This window comes from Methylorubrum rhodesianum, from assembly GCF_014199985.1.
In the GTDB taxonomy this organism is placed as follows: Bacteria; Pseudomonadota; Alphaproteobacteria; order Rhizobiales; family Beijerinckiaceae; genus Methylobacterium; species Methylobacterium rhodesianum.
Window position 1 is genome coordinate 36,092 of record NZ_JACHOS010000024.1, and the last position, 17,504, is coordinate 53,595.

At 69.6% G+C, this 17,504-nt stretch carries 14 protein-coding genes; 12 read left to right on the top strand and 2 right to left on the bottom strand.

Translation table 11 applies throughout. The features are described from left to right. Positions 1 to 215 precede the first annotated feature (215 nt). From HNR01_RS25095 to HNR01_RS25150, 12 genes are all read left to right on the top strand, one after another. Positions 216 to 1,370 (top strand): efflux RND transporter periplasmic adaptor subunit, encoded by a 1,155-nt coding sequence (locus tag HNR01_RS25095; protein ID WP_183670501.1) that lies wholly within the window; start codon positions 216 to 218, stop codon positions 1,368 to 1,370. After that, entirely contained in the window at positions 1,367 to 2,530 is a 1,164-nt protein-coding gene (locus HNR01_RS25100; RefSeq protein WP_183670504.1) for an efflux RND transporter periplasmic adaptor subunit, read from the top strand. The genes HNR01_RS25095 and HNR01_RS25100 overlap by 4 nt, the downstream gene beginning before the upstream one ends. Before the next feature lie 40 nt (positions 2,531 to 2,570). Then, positions 2,571 to 5,639: an efflux RND transporter permease subunit gene (locus HNR01_RS25105; RefSeq protein WP_183670506.1), complete on the top strand. Its 3,069-nt coding sequence runs from the start codon at positions 2,571 to 2,573 to the stop codon at positions 5,637 to 5,639. Positions 5,640 to 5,942: 303 nt separating this feature from the next. Then, positions 5,943 to 7,277, top strand: coding sequence for an MFS transporter (locus HNR01_RS25110; RefSeq protein WP_183670508.1), 1,335 nt, complete (start codon positions 5,943 to 5,945; stop codon positions 7,275 to 7,277). 136 nt (positions 7,278 to 7,413) lie between these two features. Continuing rightward, positions 7,414 to 8,538 carry a ubiquinol oxidase subunit II gene (cyoA, locus tag HNR01_RS25115; protein WP_246417648.1) on the top strand — a complete coding sequence of 375 codons (1,125 nt, stop codon included), beginning with the start codon at positions 7,414 to 7,416 and terminating at the stop codon, positions 8,536 to 8,538. A gap of 39 nt (positions 8,539 to 8,577) precedes the next feature. Beyond that, on the top strand, positions 8,578 to 10,584 hold the full coding sequence (cyoB, locus tag HNR01_RS25120) for a cytochrome o ubiquinol oxidase subunit I (protein ID WP_017483774.1): 2,007 nt from the start codon (positions 8,578 to 8,580) through the stop codon (positions 10,582 to 10,584). A 31-nt stretch (positions 10,585 to 10,615) separates the two neighbouring features. Continuing rightward, positions 10,616 to 11,245, top strand: a complete 630-nt coding sequence (gene cyoC / locus HNR01_RS25125) for a cytochrome o ubiquinol oxidase subunit III (protein ID WP_017483775.1) — start codon at positions 10,616 to 10,618, stop codon at positions 11,243 to 11,245. Continuing rightward, positions 11,242 to 11,652, top strand: coding sequence for a cytochrome o ubiquinol oxidase subunit IV (gene cyoD, locus HNR01_RS25130; protein ID WP_017483776.1), 411 nt, complete (start codon positions 11,242 to 11,244; stop codon positions 11,650 to 11,652). Before cyoC ends, cyoD begins: the two co-directional genes overlap by 4 nt. A 76-nt stretch (positions 11,653 to 11,728) precedes the next feature. Further along, on the top strand, positions 11,729 to 12,448 hold the full coding sequence (locus HNR01_RS25135; protein ID WP_017483777.1) for an SURF1 family protein: 720 nt from the start codon (positions 11,729 to 11,731) through the stop codon (positions 12,446 to 12,448). A 218-nt stretch (positions 12,449 to 12,666) separates the two neighbouring features. Continuing rightward, the gene (locus tag HNR01_RS25140) at positions 12,667 to 13,074 is read left to right on the top strand and encodes a hypothetical protein (protein ID WP_153875905.1); all 408 of its coding nucleotides are present in this window, start codon (positions 12,667 to 12,669) and stop codon (positions 13,072 to 13,074) included. 126 nt (positions 13,075 to 13,200) lie between these two features. Then, on the top strand, positions 13,201 to 13,884 hold the full coding sequence (locus HNR01_RS25145; protein ID WP_017483779.1) for a TVP38/TMEM64 family protein: 684 nt from the start codon (positions 13,201 to 13,203) through the stop codon (positions 13,882 to 13,884). Continuing rightward, complete coding sequence (locus HNR01_RS25150) at positions 13,881 to 15,416, top strand: phospholipase D-like domain-containing protein (protein ID WP_026105413.1); 1,536 nt, start codon at positions 13,881 to 13,883, stop codon at positions 15,414 to 15,416. The genes HNR01_RS25145 and HNR01_RS25150 overlap by 4 nt, the downstream gene beginning before the upstream one ends. Positions 15,417 to 15,419: 3 nt before the next feature. On the opposite strand, the gene HNR01_RS25155 is transcribed toward HNR01_RS25150, so the two are convergent. Next, on the bottom strand, positions 15,420 to 16,496 hold the full coding sequence (locus HNR01_RS25155; protein WP_183670510.1) for an asparaginase: 1,077 nt from the start codon (positions 16,494 to 16,496) through the stop codon (positions 15,420 to 15,422). Positions 16,497 to 16,574: 78 nt separating this feature from the next. After that, the gene (locus tag HNR01_RS25160) at positions 16,575 to 17,402 is read right to left on the bottom strand and encodes an endonuclease/exonuclease/phosphatase family protein (RefSeq protein ID WP_017483782.1); all 828 of its coding nucleotides are present in this window, start codon (positions 17,400 to 17,402) and stop codon (positions 16,575 to 16,577) included. Positions 17,403 to 17,504 lie beyond the last annotated feature (102 nt).

Consider the following 17,504-nt stretch of genomic DNA (forward strand, 5'->3'; position numbering starts at 1 on the left):
GATCGGTTTCTCGGACCGGCCGCGATAAAAACCGTCTGGACGGTCGGTAAGATACGCGATAAGCCTGCGCCGCGAAAGCCGACTCGTCGGAACCGGTCGCCGGACCTTCCCGGGTCCGGATCCCGACCCAAGTCCGGCTCAAGTCCCGGTCCAAACCGCGCAGCATCCCACCGCGTCCCGTCTCAAGCCCCATTCCCTGCCCGGAAGCTCGGCCGATGTTCTCAGGGCGACGCCCCATCCTCACCGCAACGGCGCGCGCCGCCGCCGTGTCGGCCCTCCTCGCGACCGCGGCGCTCCCGACACCGGCTTTCGCCCTCTCGGAGGCGGAGAACCCGTCCGTGGCGATGGTGCGGGTAGTGACGGCGAAGAAGGAGACCGTCACCTCGGACGTGGTGCTCACCGGCGACATCCAGGCCCAGGCTCAGACCAACGTCGCCTTCCGCACCAACGGCAAGGTCGCCGAGCGCCGGGTCGAGGTCGGCGACCACGTCACCGCCGATCAGGTGCTCGCGGTGCTGGAGCCGCTGGTGCAGCGGGCCAATCTCGACAACGCCCGCGCCGCCCTGGTCTCGGCGGAGGCGCAGCTCACCCAGGCCAAAGTGACCTTCGAGCGGCAGAAGCAGCTCATCAGCGGCGGCTACACCACGCGCCCGGCCTACGACAACGCCGAGCAGCAATTGCGCACCGCCCAGGCCGCGGTCGATTCGGCCAAGGCGGCGCTCGGCACCGCCGAGGAGCAGCTCTCCTACACGGAGCTGCGCGCGGGCGTGTCCGGCATCGTCATGAGCCGCACCTTCGAGGTCGGGCAGGTGGTGCAATCGGGACAGGCGGTGATGGTGCTGGCCCAGGACGGACCGCGCGACGCGGTGTTCAACGTCTACGAGGCACTGACCGCCCACCCGCCCGGCGACAAGACGATTCAGGTCACCCTTCAGTCGGACCCCGCGGTGGCGGCGAAGGGGCACGTGCGCGAAATCTCGCCGACGGTGGACGCGGCGAGCGGCACGGTGCGGGTCAAGGTCGGGCTGGAACAGACCCCGCCCGCCATGTCGCTCGGCGCCGTGGTGATCGGCCGGGGCCGATTCGCCTCGGACGAGGCGGTGGTGCTGCCCTGGTCGGCGCTCTACCGCTTCGACGACCGCCCGGCGGTGTGGATCTACGAGGCCAAGACCGGCACGGTCGCGGTCCGCACGATCGAGATCGACCGCTACGGCTTCGACGACATCGTGCTCAAGGGCGGCGTCGAGCCCGGCGAGGCGGTGGTGACCGCCGGCATCCAGTTCCTGCGTCCCGGACAGCACGTCGCGCTGGCGGGGCAGGAGCGCGCGCGAGACACCAGGAGATCCGCGGCGGGGGAGGACGGGCCATGAAGTGGGCGCCCCTCGTCGGTACCCTCGTCGTCGGCGCCTCTCTGCTCACCGCCTGCCAGCCGTCACAGGAGGCGCCTGCGCCGCCGCCCGTGCGGCCGGTCCTGACGACCGTGGCACAGCCCACCGACAGCGTGATCTTCGGGCCCTTCGCCGGCACGGTCGAGCCGCGCTACCAGTCGCAGCTCGGCTTTCAGATCGGTGGCCGGGTGGTGGCCCGCGACGTCACCGTCGGCGATGTCGTGAAGAAGGACCAGCGGCTCGCGGCCCTCGACCCGATCGTCTCACGGTTCGACCTCAGCCGGGCCGAGGCGGAACTGGCCGACGCGAAGGCCCAGGCCGAGAACGCGACGGCCACCGAGGCGCGCACCCGGCGCCTGATGGAGGGCGGCAACGTCACCCAGGCCCAGCTCGACGCGGCGGTCGCCCGGCGCGACACCGCCCAGGCGCGCCTCGCCCAGGCCGGGGCCAGCCTGCAGAAGGCCCGCGACCAGATCGGCTACACCGAGCTGCACGCCGATTTCGATGGTGTCGTCACCCAGCGGCTCGCCGAGATCGGGCAGGTGGTGAGCCCGGGCCAGGGGATCGTCACGCTCGCCCGGCCCGAGACCCGCGAGGCGGTGGTCGACATTCCCGAGACGCTGACCGGCGCCATGCCCAAGGACGGCCTGTTCACGGTGGTGCTCCAGAGCGCGCCGGAGATCACCGCCCGCGGCCGGGTGCGCGAGGTCGCCCCCTTCGCCGAGTCCGGCACCCGGACCCGCCGCGTCCGCCTGACCCTGGAGGAGCCCGGTCCCGCCTTCCGGCTCGGGGCCACCATCACCGTCGCGCTGGAGCGCAGCACCGAGCGCCGCTTTATCCTGCCGGCCACCGCGCTCCTCGACGCCGACGGGCGCCGCTCGGTCTGGATCGTGCCGGAGGCCGGCAAGCCGGGCGAGGAGAAGGCCGATGACCGAGCCGGCGACCGGGCGGACAGGCCGGGCGAGCGGCATGGCGAGCGGCATGTCGAGCGCCGCGACGTCACCCTCGACGGCACCGGGCCGGACCGACACGGGCGCGTCTCCGTGCGCACGGGGCTGAAACCCGGCGAGCGGGTCGTGGTGGCGGGCGTCCACTCCCTGCGCGACGGCCAGACCGTCCGGCTGGCCGACGACCGCAACTGAGCCGGAACCCGGCGAGAGAGTCCGCAAAGGTTTTTCGCGCGTGAAGGACTTCAACCTTTCCGACTGGGCGCTCGGCCACCGTTCGCTGGTCTGGTTCCTGATGCTCGTCTGCCTGGTCGCCGGCGTGATGGCCTATTCGCGGCTCGGACGCGAGGAGGATCCGCCGTTCGCCATCAAGACCATGGTGGTCCAGGCGAGCTGGCCCGGCGCCACGATCAAGGACACCCTCGATCAGGTCACCGACCGGATCGAGAAGGAGCTGCAGCAGATCAATGCGCTCGATTACGTGAGGAGCTACACCACGCCGGGGCAGGCGACGGTGTTCGTGCAGTTCCGCGACACGACGCGCAAGGAGGAGATTCAGCCCGCCTTCTACCAGGTGCGCAAGCGCTTAGGCGACATCCAGCACACCTTTCCGCAGGGCGTGCAGGGCCCGGCCTTCAACGACGAATTCGGCGACGTCTACGGCAACGTCTACGCCTTCACTGCCGACGGCCTGACCCACCGGCAATTGCGCGACTACGTCGAGGGGGTGCGCACCGAGATCCTCAAGGTGCCCAATATCGGCAAGACCCTGCTGATGGGCGTGCAGGGCGAGACGATCTATCTCGATTTCTCGACCCGCAAGCTCGCGGGCTACGGCATCGACATCCAGGCCCTGATCAAGGCGCTGCAATCGCAGAACGCGGTGGCCGCCTCCGGCGTGGTCCAGGCGGGGCCGGAGCGGGTGAGCCTCCGCGTCAGCGGCCAGTTCAGCTCCGAGGAGTCGCTGCGAAACGTCAACCTGCGCTTCAACGACCGGTTCTTCCGCCTCGCCGACGTCGCCGAGATCTCCCGCGGCTACGAGGACCCGCCGGCCGCCCTGTTCCGCGTCGATGGAAAGCCGGCGATCGGGCTCGCCATCGCCATGCGCCCGAACGCCAACCTCCTGAAGTTCGGCGAGGATCTGAAGGAGCGCATGCACGTCGTCGAGGGCAAGCTGCCCATCGGCGTCGGCATCCACCTCGTCTCGGACCAGCCCAAGATCGTGGAAGAGGCGGTCGGCGGTTTCACCAAGGCGCTGGTCGAGGCGGTCGTCATCGTGCTCGTGGTGAGCTTCGTCAGCCTCGGCCTGCGCGCCGGGCTCGTCGTGGCGGTCTCGATCCCGCTCGTGCTCGCCATCGTCTTCGTCATCATGCAGGTCATGGGCGTGACGCTGCAGCGCATCTCGCTCGGTGCGCTCATCATCGCGCTGGGGCTCCTCGTCGACGACGCGATGATCACCGTCGAGATGATGGTGGCCCGCCTCGAACTCGGCGACAACCTGAAGAAGGCGGCGACCTACGCCTACACCTCCACCGCCTTCCCGATGCTCACCGGCACGCTGGTGACGGTGGCCGGCTTCCTGCCGATCGGCTTCAACGGCTCGTCGGCGGGCGAATACACCTACTCGCTGTTCGTGGTGATCGCCGCCTCGCTGCTGGTCTCCTGGGTGGTCGCGGTGCTGTTCGCGCCGCTGCTCGGCGTGACCATTCTCCCGAAGACCATGAAGCACCATTCGGAGAAGCAGGGGCTGTTCACTCGCGCCTTCATGGCGGTGCTGCGGGTCGCGATGCGGCTTCGCTGGATCACTGTGATCGTCTGCGTCGCCCTGATGGGGCTGGCCGTGGTCGGGATGGGCCACGTGCAGCAGCAGTTCTTCCCGTCCTCCGACCGCTCCGAGGTGCTGGTCGACCTGACCCTGCCGCAGAACGCCACCATCACCGAGACGCGGGCGCAGATGGACCGCTTCGAGGCCCATCTGAAGGACGACCCCGACATCGAGCGCTGGTCCTCCTATGTCGGCCAGGGCGCGGTGCGCTTCTACCTGCCGCTCGACCAGCAGCTCGCCAACGCCTTCTACGGGCAGATCGTGATCGTCACGAAGTCGCTGGCGGTGCGCGATGACGTCATCCGGCGGCTGCAGAAGTTCGGCCGGCGCGATTTCGTCGGCACCGACGTGCTGGTGCAGCCGCTCAATCTCGGCCCCCCCGTCGGACGCCCGATCCAGTACCGCCTGTCCGGCCCCGACGTGCAGGAGGTGCGCCGCCTCGCGCTCAAACTCGCCGACGTGGTGGCCACCGACACGCGTCTGGCGGTGCCGACCTTCGACTGGAACGAGCCGGGGAAGGTGCTGCGCGTCGAGATCCTGCAGGACAAGGCGCGCCAGCTCGGCGTCACCAGCCAGGACATCGCCGGCATCCTCAACGGCATCGTCGGCGGCCAGGCGATCACGCAGGTGCGCGACTCGATCTACCTCGTGAACGTGGTCGGCCGGGCGCGCACCGTCGAGCGGACCTCGCTCGACACGCTCCAGAGCCTTCAGGTCGCCCTCTCCAACGGCTCGGTCGTGCCGATCCTGGCATTCGCCAAGATCGACTACGATCTGGAGCAGCCGATCGTCTGGCGCCGCGACCGCGTGCCGACGCTCACGGTCCGCGCCACGATCAACGACGCGACCCAGCCCCCCACCGTCGTCGCCGCGCTCCAGCCCGCCATCGACGCCTACGTGAAGGCGCTGCCGGAGGGCTACACGCTGGCGACCGGCGGCGCGGTCGAGGAGGCGGGCAAGGGACAGGGACCGATCGCCGCCGTGGTGCCGGTGATGCTGCTGGCGATGGCCTTCTTCCTGATGATCCAGCTCCAGAGCTTCCAGAAGCTGTTCCTGGTGTTCTCCGTGGCGCCGCTCGGGCTGATCGGCGTGGTGCCGGCCCTTCTCCTGTTCGACAAGCCCATGGGCTTCGTGGCGATCCTCGGCATCCTGGCGCTCATCGGCATCATCGTGCGCAATGCCGTGATCCTCGTGAGCCAGATCGAGGAATGCGAGGCGGAGGGGATGGCGCCCTGGGACGCCGTGGTCGAGGCCACCCGCCACCGCATGCGGCCGATCCTGCTGACGGCCGCCGCGGCGAGCCTCGGCCTGATCCCGATTGCCCGCGAGGTGTTCTGGGGTCCCATGGCCTACGCGATGATCGGCGGCATCCTGGCGGCGACGGGGCTGACGCTGCTGTTCCTGCCGGCGCTCTATGTCGGCTGGTACCGGATCAAGGCGCCGCCGCGCGGCGCGGTGACCGAAAGCCGCGCCGCCTGACACGGACGGCGGCGGCCGGACCAAGCGGTCCGGCGCTCGACCGAATTCGGTGGCTTCAGTGCGTCGGCGGGAGGATGCGTCCCCTCGGCGGGGCCAAATCCTGATCTATTATGCAGTTTACGCGCATGACATCGTCACAAGTGCGCGTAAACTGCACATCCCTGTTCTGCTTGCATAGCCGTCCTGTGCGGCTGGTTGCGACGCCAAAATCTCTTTTCGGATGTCAACCCATCCGCTAGGCACGTGCCGAACGCCGCGGCAAGGCGGCTTCGATCGTACCTTCAGGCGAGCCGGCTGCCCGCGATGACCCCCGACCACGCCACGGCCAATTCCCAACCGCTCGAGCGCGACGCGCAGGTGGCCATGAGCCACCACGACGTCAGCCCGAACGACATCGCGCTCGGCGTGGTGATCGGGCGCGCCTCGGAGTATTTCGACTTCTTCGTGTTCGGCATCGCCTCGGTGCTGGTGTTCCCGAAGGTGTTCTTCCCCTTCGCCGATCCCCTGACGGGCACGCTCTACTCCTTCGCCATCTTCGCGCTCGCCTTCGTCGCCCGCCCGCTCGGGTCGATCTTCTTCATGTGGGTCCACAAGCGGCACGGGCGCGGGGTGAAGCTCACCGCCGCCCTGTTCCTGCTCGGCGGCTCGACCGCGGCGATCAGCTTCCTGCCGAGCTACAACTCGATCGGTGTCCTCGCCATCGAGCTGCTCGCGATTCTGCGCGTGGCGCAGGGTTTCGCCCTGGGCGGCGCCTGGGACGGGATGGCCTCGCTGCTCGCCCTCAACGCGCCGCGGGAGCGCCGCGGCTGGTACGCGATGATTCCGCAGCTCGGCGCGCCGTTCGGCTTCATGGTGGCGAGCGCCCTGTTCGCGTTCTTCGCGGTCAACCTGACCCCGGAGGACTTCACCGACTGGGGCTGGCGCTTCCCGTTCTTCTGCGCCTTCACCATCAACGTCGTGGCGCTGTTCGCCCGGCTCCGGCTCGTCGCCACCCCCGAATTCACCCGCCTGCTCGACAAGGGCCGGCTCGAACCCGTCAGCGTCGTCGATCTCGCCCGCCATCACGCCCTCGACGTGTGGATCGGCGCCTTCGTTCCGCTGGCGAGCTTCGCCCTGTTCCACCTCGTGACGATCTTCCCGATCGCGTGGCTCGCCCTGTCGAGCGACCGCTCCGCCGGCGACTTCCTGATGGTGCAGTTCTCCGGCGCCCTGATCTGCGCCGGCGCCGTCGCCGCCTCGGGACTGATCGCCGACCAGATCGGGCGCCGCAACGTGCTGCTCATCAGCGCCGGGCTGATCGCCGTGTTCGCCTGCGGCAGCATCCTGGCGCCGCTGATCTTCGGCGAGAACGCCATCGGCCAGACGATCTACGTCAATATCGGCTTCATGCTGCTCGGCCTGTCCTACGGCCAGACCGCCGGCGCCGTGACCTCGCGGCTCGGCGCGCGCTACCGCTACACCGGCGCGGCGCTGACCTCCGACCTCGCCTGGCTGTTCGGCGCCGGCTTCGCCCCCCTCGTGGTGCTCTACCTCTCCACCGCGTACGGGCTCGCCATGGTCGGCGTGTACCTGCTGTCCGGCGCGCTGGCGACGCTGCTCGCACTCTCGCTCGACCGCTCCGAGATGCGCCAGATGTGATGGGTTCGGCCCGCGGGCGGAGTGCGCCTCTCGCCCCGCGGAGCCTTGTGAGAAACGAACCGTCGCCGCGCGGGAACACGCCCGCGCGGCCCTTGCGATGGAACGAAGATTCGTGGCCATGACCGCCGACCGTTCAATGAGAGCCCGTGCCGGGGCTGGTTCCGCGCGCCGGATCCTGCAGGGTCTCGTCCTGCTGCCCCTGTTCAGTCTGCTCGCCGGCTGCAACTTCGTGGTGATGCAGCCCTCCGGCGACATCGCGGTGCAGCAGCGCAATCTCATCCTCGCCTCGACGGGGCTGATGCTGCTCATCATCGTCCCGGTGATCGCGCTGACCCTTCTGTTCGCGTGGCGCTACCGCGCCTCGAACACGGCGGCCCGCCACGATCCGGACTGGGACCACTCGACCGGGCTCGAAGTGGTGATCTGGACCGCGCCGCTGCTGATCATCATCGCGCTGGGCGCGCTGACCTGGATCAGCACCCACACCCTCGACCCGTTCCGGCCGCTCTCGCGCATCGAGCCCGGCAAGCCGATCGCGGCGGATGTAAAGCCGCTCGAGGTGCAGGTCGTCGCCCTCGATTGGAAGTGGCTGTTCTTCTATCCCGAGTACAACGTCGCGACCGTCAACGAGTTGGCCGCGCCGGTGAACCGGCCGATCCAGTTCAAGCTCACCGCCTCCTCGGTGATGAACGCCTTCTACATCCCGGCCCTGGCCGGCATGATCTACGCCATGCCCGGCATGCAGACGCAGCTGCACGCGGTGATCAACAAGGCCGGCGAGTATGGCGGTCTGGCCTCGCAGTACAGCGGCAGCGGCTTCTCGCGCATGACGTTCAAGTTCCACGGTCTCGACGGCGACGGCTTCGACCAGTGGATTGCCAAAGTGAAGCAGCAGGGTTCGGAACTGAGCCGCGATGCTTATCTCGAACTCGAGCGCCCGAGCGAGCAGGTGCCCGTCACCTACTATTCCTCCTTCGCCGACGGGCTCTTCGGCAAGATCGTCGGCATGTGCGCCGTTCCCGGCAAGATGTGCATGAACGAGATGATGACCATCGACGCCAAGGGCGGCGCCGGCAAGGAGAGCCGCGAGAACGCCGACCGGCTCCAGTACGACAACCGCCACACGCAGCGCGGCGACGAGGCACCGGGGGCGACGACGCCGGCCTCTCACCGCGCGCCCAAGAGCGAGTCGCCCGACGCCGACAAGACCCACGAGGGCAGCGGCCAGGGCAAGCCGGCCCCCGACCAGACCAACAACTGATCCGTCGCCGCCTCAGGATTCACGGACGAGTTTCGATCCATGTTCGCAAACACGGACCTGCAGCACCTGCTGTTCGGGCGCCTCTCGCTGGAGGACATCCCGTACCACGAACCGATCCTGCAAGTGACCTTCGCAGGCGTCGCCGTGGCCGGGATCGCGGTGCTCGCCGCAATCACCTATTTCCGGTTCTGGGGCCCGCTCTGGCGCGACTGGCTGACCTCGGTCGACCATAAGAAGATCGGCATCATGTACGTGGTGCTGGCGCTGGTGATGCTGCTGCGCGGCTTCGCCGACGCGTTGCTGATGCGCTCGCAGCAGGCGATCGCCTTCGGCGCCAACGAGGGCTACCTGCCCCCGCACCACTACGATCAGATCTTCACCGCCCACGGCGTGATCATGATCTTCTTCGTGGCGATGCCCTTCGTCACCGGCCTGATGAACTACGTCGTGCCGCTGCAGATCGGTGCGCGCGACGTCGCCTTCCCGTTCCTGAACAACTTCTCGTTCTGGATGACGGTCTCGGGCGCCGTCACGATCATGATCTCGCTGTTCGTCGGCGAGTTCGCCCGCACGGGCTGGCTCGCCTATCCGCCGCTGTCGGGCGCGGACATGAGTCCGGGCGTCGGCGTCGACTACTACATCTGGGGCCTGCAGATCGCGGGCATCGGCACGACGCTGTCGGGCATCAACCTGATCGCGACCATCGTGAAGATGCGCGCGCCCGGCATGTCGATGATGAAGCTGCCGATCTTCACCTGGACCTCGCTGTGCACCAACGTGCTCATCGTGGCCGCCTTCCCGATCCTCGCCGCCGTTCTCGCGCTGCTGACCCTCGACCGCTACGTCGGCACGCACTTCTTCACGAACGACCTCGGCGGCAACCCGATGATGTACTTCAACCTCATCTGGATCTGGGGCCATCCGGAGGTCTACATCCTCATCCTGCCCGCCTTCGGCGTGTTCTCGGAGGTCACCTCGGCCTTCTGCGGCAAGCGCCTGTTCGGCTACACCTCGATGGTCTACGCGACCGTCGTCATCACGATCCTGTCCTACCTCGTGTGGCTGCATCACTTCTTCACGATGGGCTCGGGCGCGAGCGTGAACTCGTTCTTCGGCATCACGACGATGATCATCTCGATCCCGACGGGTGCGAAGATCTTCAACTGGCTGTTCACGATGTACCGCGGCCGCATCCGGTTCGACGTGCCGATGCTGTGGACCGTCAGCTTCATGGTCACCTTCGTGATCGGCGGCATGACCGGCGTGCTGCTCGCCGTGCCCCCGGCCGACTTCGTGCTCCACAACTCGCTGTTCCTGATCGCGCACTTCCACAACGTGATCATCGGCGGCGTGCTGTTCGGCATGTTCGCCGGCGTGAACTACTGGTTCCCGAAGGCCTTCGGCTTCCGGCTCGACGAGTTCTGGGGCAAGGTCAGCTTCTGGTTCTGGACCATCGGCTTCTACGTCGCCTTCATGCCGCTCTACGTGCTGGGGCTGATGGGCGTGACCCGCCGCGCCCAGCACTTCGACGATCCCTCGCTGCAGCCGTGGTTCGTCGTCGCCGCCATCGGCGCCGGCCTGATCGCGATCGGCATCGGCGCGATGATCGTGCAGTTCGCGGTCTCGATCAAAAACCGCGAGGCTCTGCGCGACGTCACGGGCGACCCGTGGGAAGGCCGGACGCTGGAATGGTCCACCTCCTCGCCGCCGCCGGACTACAACTTCGCCTTCACGCCCGTGGTGCATAACCTCGACGCGTGGTGGGAGATGAAGGCCCGCGGCTTCCAGCGCCCGGTCCAGGGCTACAAGCCGATCCACATGCCCAAGAACACCGCCACCGGCGTGATCCTGGGCGTGGTCAGCATCGCCTTCTCCTTCGCGATGATCTGGTACATCTGGTGGCTGGCGGCGCTGACCTTCGTGGCGGCCCTGGCGATCGCGATCGGCCACACCTTCAACTACGACCGCGACTTCTACATCCCCGCCGAAACGGTCCGCCGCACGGAGCAGCAGCGGACCGAGGCCCTGGCGGCGGTGCGGGCCTGAGGACACCATGGCATCCCACGCAAACCCCGCCATGAACCCGGCCATTGCCGGGGCGACCGCCGCCGACGTGCCGGACTTCCTCGATCTCGAGGGCGAGCATCACCCGGAAGGGAGCACGATGCTCGGCTTCTGGATCTACCTGATGAGCGACTGCCTCATCTTCGCGGTCCTGTTCGCCACCTACGCCGTGCTCGGCCGCAGCTACGCGGCCGGGCCCTCGCCCAAGGACCTGTTCGACCTGCCGATCGTGGCGGTGAACACGTCGATGCTCCTGTTCTCCTCCATCACCTACGGCTTCGCCATGTTGGCGATGGAGCGGGACGACCTCGCCAAGACCCAACTCTGGCTGGCGGTCACCGGCCTGTTCGGCGCGGCCTTCGTCGGGCTCGAACTCTACGAGTTCGCGCACCTGATCCACGAGGGCGCCACGCCCCAGCGCAGCGGCTTCCTGTCGGCGTTCTTCACCCTCGTCGGCACCCACGGCCTGCACGTCACCTTCGGCCTGATCTGGCTCGTCACGCTGATGATCCAGACCCGGATCAGGGGCCTCGTGCCGGAGAACAGGCGCCGGCTGATGTGCCTGTCGATGTTCTGGCACTTCCTCGACGTCATCTGGATCGGCGTCTTCACCTTCGTGTACCTGATGGGAGTCCTGCAATGAGCGGGGCAGCGCACGCCGACGATCACGCCCACGGGCATGGGGTCCACGGGCATGGGGGCCACGGGCAGGACGCCCACGGCCACGGCTCGTTCAAGGATTACGTGACGGGCTTCGTGCTCTCCGTCATCCTGACGGCGATCCCGTTCTGGCTGGTGATGGGCAACGTCATCGAGGACAAGCTCGTCACCGGCGTCGTCATCCTCGGGCTGGCCGTGGTGCAGATCGTGGTCCACATGATCTACTTCCTGCACATGAACACGAAGTCGGAGGGCGGCTGGACCTTCCTGGCGCTGATCTTCACGATCACGCTGGTGGTCATCACGCTGTTCGGCTCGATCTGGGTCATGCACCACCTCAACGCCAACATGATGCCGGTTTCGGCCGAGGAGATGCGTCACGCCCCCTGACGCCTCCCCGCAATCCGGCGCTCCAGGGCCCGCCGCTCCGGCGGAGGGCCGGCGGCGCCCGCTTCTCGCCCGGATCGTGCTGGTCCTGGCGGGCCTGGCCGTAACGGGCGTGTTCCTCGGCCTCGGCACGTGGCAGGTCGAGCGCCGGACCTGGAAACTCGACCTGATCGACCGGGTCGAGGCCCGCATCCGGGCCGAGCCGGTGCCCGCACCGGGGCCGGAGGACTGGGCCGGCCTCACGGCGGCCTCGGCCGAGTACCGCCGGGTCCGGCTCACCGGGCGTTTCGCCCACGACCGCGCCACCCTGGTCCAGGCGGTGACCGGGCGCGGCGCCGGCTTCTGGGTGCTGGTGCCGCTCGCGACCGACCGCGGTTTCACCGTCCTCGTCAACCGCGGCTTCGTGCCGATGGAATCCCGCGAGCGCGCGGCCCGTGAAGCGGGTGAACCGGGCGGGGAGGTGACGGTCACGGGCCTGCTGCGCCTGACCGAGCCCGGCGGCGGCTTCCTGCGCCGCAATGATCCGGCGGCCGACCGCTGGTATTCCCGCGACGTCGCGGCCATCGCCGCCGCCCGCGGGCTCGACCGGGCGCCGTCCGCCGTCGCGCCCTACTTCGTGGATGCCGACGCCGCGCCCAATCCCGGCGGCCTGCCGGTCGGCGGCCTCACCGTGGTGGCCTTCCACAACAACCATCTCGTCTACGCGCTGACGTGGTACGCCCTTGCGCTGATGAGCGCCGCCGCCCTCGTCTACGCGCTCCGGGGATCCCGCCGGATGCCGGGGTCTGCGAACGCCTGACGCCGGGGCCGCGCGGGCATGGCCAGCGTGGGCATGGGCAGCGTGGGCATGGGCAGCGCGCATCCGCCTCCTAAAAAAGTTTTTTTACCGCTGGGATTACGCAACTGTATCGATTTGACCGCTGAGGTTGTTAACCCTCCTCACGCCGGGTGCCGCCGCGATTCGCGCCAGCCCCGCGCCTTCGAACGACGTCTTCGGATGAAGTGAAGGAAATCGTCATGGGAGTCGCCCTGCACGGGCTTGCACGCGAGGGGCTCGGCCGCCGGGGCGACGAGCCGTCCCGTCGCGTGCCCGAGCCTCTGGCGGGTCTCATCGTCTCCATGGAGCGGACCCTCGCCACGCTGGCGGGGGAGGGCGGCGGCCGCAACGAGCTGCATGCCCTGCGCAACTATCTCTCCGACCTCTGCGTGCTGACCGAGGAGACGCCGCGGATCCGGCGGGCGGTGGATCGCCTGGTCGTCGCCGGCGACCGCCTCGGCGAGGCGGTGATCGCGCCGCGCGGCTACGAGCGGCGGTGGCGCACCCCTCGCCTGGGCCGGGCCCGGCAGGCGCTCGCCTCCCTCGAACGGACGCTGGCGGGGGCACGTCCGAGCCGGATCGCGGTGCGCCTCGACCGCGACTGGTGAGCCGAGCCGAGGGCGGTACGGTCGGGGTCGCAGACGAAAACGGCCGAGCTTGGCGGGAACAGTTGCGCCGGCCAACGGTTTGCGGACGCGGGCATCAGCCGCACCGTTCCCCCTTCGAGCCACCGAATGGATAAACCCAGCCGCTCGGCCCAGACCTGGGCAGCCACGGCCGGCGCCGCCGCGCTGGCAGTCGGTGCATGGTACCTCCTGCCCGTCGAGCAGTGGCTGCGCGCCTTCTCGGACTGGGCGAACGGCCTCGGACCCTACGGCCTCCTGGCCTTCGGAGTGCTGTTCTTCTTCGCGACCCTTCTCGTGGTGCCGGGCACCCCGCTCACCATCGCCGGGGCGGTCGCCTTCGGCTGGGCGGTGATGCCCGTGGTGCTGCTCTCGGCCACTCTCGGCTCCTGGCTCGCCTTCGTAGCGGCCCGATACCTCATCCGCGACCGGGTCAGGGGGCTGATCGAGCGCCGGCCGGCGCTGAACGCCACCGTGGAGGCGGTCGGCGACGGCGGCTGGCGGCTCATGACCCTGATGCGGCTCAGCCCCTTCGTGCCGTTCAACGCCCAGAACTACGTGTTCGGGGTGACGGATGTCCGCACCTCCGCCTATCTGATCTCCACGGTGATCGGCATGCTGCCGGGCACCGTGGTCTGCGTCTATCTCGGCGTGATCGGCCGCCATGCCGGCAGCGACGAGCCGACCCATTGGATCACCCTCGGCCTCGGCCTTGTCGCCACCGTCGCGGCGGTGGAGCTGACCCGGCGGCGGGTGCGGGCCAAGCTTGAAACGGGCAGGCCGGCACGCGCATGAGGATGGATCTCGGAGTGGGCAAAGGATCGGGCGAGAGCTGGCTGAGGCCCGGGCTCACCTGCTGGCGGCAGGAGCGGGCGGGGCGCGTCGCGGTGCTGCATGACGGAGCGGCCTATTTCGCCGCCGCCCACGCGGCACTGACGAAGGCGCGCCGCTCGATCACCCTGATCGGCTGGAGCTTCGACCCGCGGGCGCGCCTGCTGCCGGGGGATTCGCCCGATGCGGGCGAGTCCCTGGCCGAGCTGCTGCGCCGCCTCAAGGCCGCGCGGCCGGAACTGGCTATCCGCATCCTGATCTGGGACATGCCCTGGCCGATCTCGGCGGGCAACGACCACACGCCCGACAGCGTCCGGGCGAGCCTCGGGCCCGACATCGACTTCCGCATCGACGGCACGCTGCCCTTCGGCGCCTGCCAGCACCAGAAGATCCTCGTGATCGATGACCGGATCGCGTTCTGCGGCGGCAGCGATTTCGAGGTGAACCGCTGGGACACGCCCGCCCACCGCGACCGCGATCCCCGTCGACGCCTGCCCTCCGGCGAGGACTACCCGCCGCGCCACGACGTGATGATGCTGGTCGATCGCTCCGCCGCGCGGGCGCTGGCCGAACTCGCCCGCGAGCGCTGGCGCCGCGCCACCGGCGAGACCGTCCCGCTCGCCGCCCCCGAGACCGATCCTTCCTATGATCCGTGGCCCGAAACCCTGGCGCCGCACCTGAGCGACGTGACGGTGGGACTGAGCCGCACCGATCCGCCGTTCGCCGGCCGTCCGGCGGTCACGGAGAGCGCCGCCCTGTACCGCGCCTCGATCCGGGCGGCGGAGCGCTTCATCTATCTGGAGAACCAGTACCTCGCCTCGCCGGTCGTGGCGGCGGCGCTGGCCGCGCGCCTCGCCGAGCCGGAGGGACCGGAGATCGTGATCGTGCTGTCCGAGCGCAGCCCGAGCGGCTTCGACCGCCTGACCATGGACAGCGCCCGCCGCGGCCTGATCCGCTCCTTGCGCCGGGCGGACCGCTTCGACCGCCTGCGGATCGTGGCGCCGCACACGGAGAAGCGCCGGCCGATCCTGGTTCACGCCAAGGTCGCGATCATCGACGAGCGCCTGCTCAGGATCGGCTCGACCAACCTCAACAACCGCTCCTTCGGCTACGACACCGAGTGCGACCTCGCCGTCGAGGTGCCGGCCGGGGATGCGGAGTCCCGTGCGGCGGTGCGACGGCTGCTCGTGCGGCTGCTCGCCCATCACGGCGGCTGCCCGCCCGACGTGTTCGCGGAAGCCTTCGAGGCCCGCGGCTCCCTGCGGGCCGTGCTCGACGATCCCCGTCTGATGCCGAGCCCGCGGGTCTGTCCGCTCGTTCCCTCGCGCCGCGGCCCGGTGGCGCGCCTCGTCGAGGCGTTCCATCTCGGCGACCCGGTGAGCCCCGCCGATGCGTGGCGCCCCTGGCGGCGGCGGGCTCTTCTGCGCCAGGCCCGCGGGGAGGCCGCCTCGGAAGTCGAGGCGGCCGCGCGGCGAGAGGTGCTGGAGCCATCCTGACGGCTACTTGTCGAAGACGCGCTGCAGCGCCGCCTGATCCTTGCGGGCGTCCTTGTCCGCAGGCAGGGCGAGCAGGGTGAGGATGCGCGCCTTGTCCGGCGTGAGATCGCCCGCGAAGACGGCGCCCGCCTTGCGCAGGGTGTTGCCGCCGCCCTTGAAGCCGTAGACCGGCAGCGCCCGGCCGTCGTGGACCCTGGTCGCCACGACCACCGGCACGCCCCTGGCGATGACCTCGGCGATGGCGTCGTGCATCTCGGCATTGACGTTGCCCCAGCCATAGGCCTCGACCACGATCGCCTCGGCCCCGCTCTCGGCCGCGTGCCGCACCTGCGAGCCGTCCGCCCCGGCATACATCGCCACGAGATCAACCCGCGGCAGCCGCTCCGGCAGCGGCAGGGTCTGGCGGCGGAGGGAGCGGCGGCCGAACACGACGCGATCCTCGTCGACGTAGCCGAGGATGCCGGCCTCCCCCGAATTGAAGGTCTCGACGTTGCTGGTGTGGGTCTTGCGCACCTCGCGGGCGGCGTTGATGCGGTGGTTGAGCGTCACCGTCACGCCCTGGCCCACGGCGCCCTCGGCCAGGATCTGCCGGGCGGCGTTGAGGAGATTGCGCGGGCCATCCGCATCCGCGTCGGAGGCGTTGCGCTGGGCTCCCACCAGCACCACCGGCTTGTCGCTCTTCAGGGTCAGATCGAGGAAGTAGGCGGTCTGGTCGAGGGTGTCGGTCCCGTGCAGGACGATCGCCCCGCGGATGCCGGGATCGGCGAGGAGCGCGTCGATCCGGCGGGCCAGCGCCGGCCAGCGGTCCGGGCCCATGTAATCGCTCGGCACGTTGCTGAACTCGGTGACCTCGATGGTGGCGATGTCCTTGAGCTTGGGCACCGCCGCGACGAGATCCTCGCCGGACAGGGCCGGAACCGGCGCGTGGGTCGTCGGATCGAGCTTCATCGCGATGGTGCCGCCGGTCGCCACCACGGCGATCCGCGGCGGCTCGGCGAGAGCCGGCCCGGCGGAGAGCGCGATCAGGGCGGCGAAACCGAGAGCGGTCAGGTGTCCGGCGGTCCCAGCGGTCTTCGTCATCGTACGCGCGTCCTCTCCCGTACACGGCCGGTCGTCGGGCCGGCCTGGGGACGACCATGCGCGTACGCGGAAAAACCCTCAACCCGGCCCGATCCGGATCTCCGCCAGAACCGGCAGATGATCCGACGCCTGCCGCGCCAGCGGGGTGTCTACCACCGCGACGCGCTCGACGGCGACGTGCTCGCTCACGAAGACATGGTCGATGCGCAGCAGCGGGAAGCGGCTCGGGAAGCTCGCCCCGCCGCGCCGCCAGCGCCGCTCCCCGGTGAGCCGCCGTGCATCGGTCAGGCGTCGGCTCAGGCGGCGGTAGGCCCGCGACCAACCCGTGGCGTTGAAGTCGCCGAGCAGGACCGTCGGCGCGCGGCAGGCGGGATCGCCGAGCCAATCGGGCCCGAGCAGCGCCTCGGCCTGGGCGATGCGCTCCGCGCCGAGCAGCCCGAAATGCGTGGTGAGCACCTGGATCGCGGCCCCGCCCGCCGTCATCTCGACCCAGAGGGCGCCGCGCGGCTCCAGGCCGGGGCGCCGCAGCAGGCCGGGCAGGGGGCCGGCGCGCCTGAGCCGCGAGGGGAGGTGGGTGAGCAGGGCGTCGCCGTAGCGTTCCTCCTCGATGTGCAGGGCCGGGTGAAAATGCGAGAACATGCCGACGAGCCGAGCGATCTCCTCCGCCTGATCCAAGCCGCCGGTGCGCGGGCGCCCGACATCGACCTCCTGCAGGGCGACGATGTCGGGCTCCAGGGCAGCGATCACCCGCGCGACCCGCTCCGGCGCCACCCGCCCGTCGGTGCCGCGGCAATGGCGGACGTTGTAGGTGAGCAGGCGCAAGCGCCGCGCGGCCGCCGGGAGCGCCGCTTCCCCCGCCCTCAGCGACCGCTCTCGCGTCTGCCCTTCGATCTGTTCCGCCCGCACGCCCTCTCCCCCCGGCCGATTCCCGCGCAACTCCGTCCGCCAAGGATTGGAGAGGCGCGCCAACCGAACGCCGGGACCGGCCAACCGATCCCGGATCGCCCC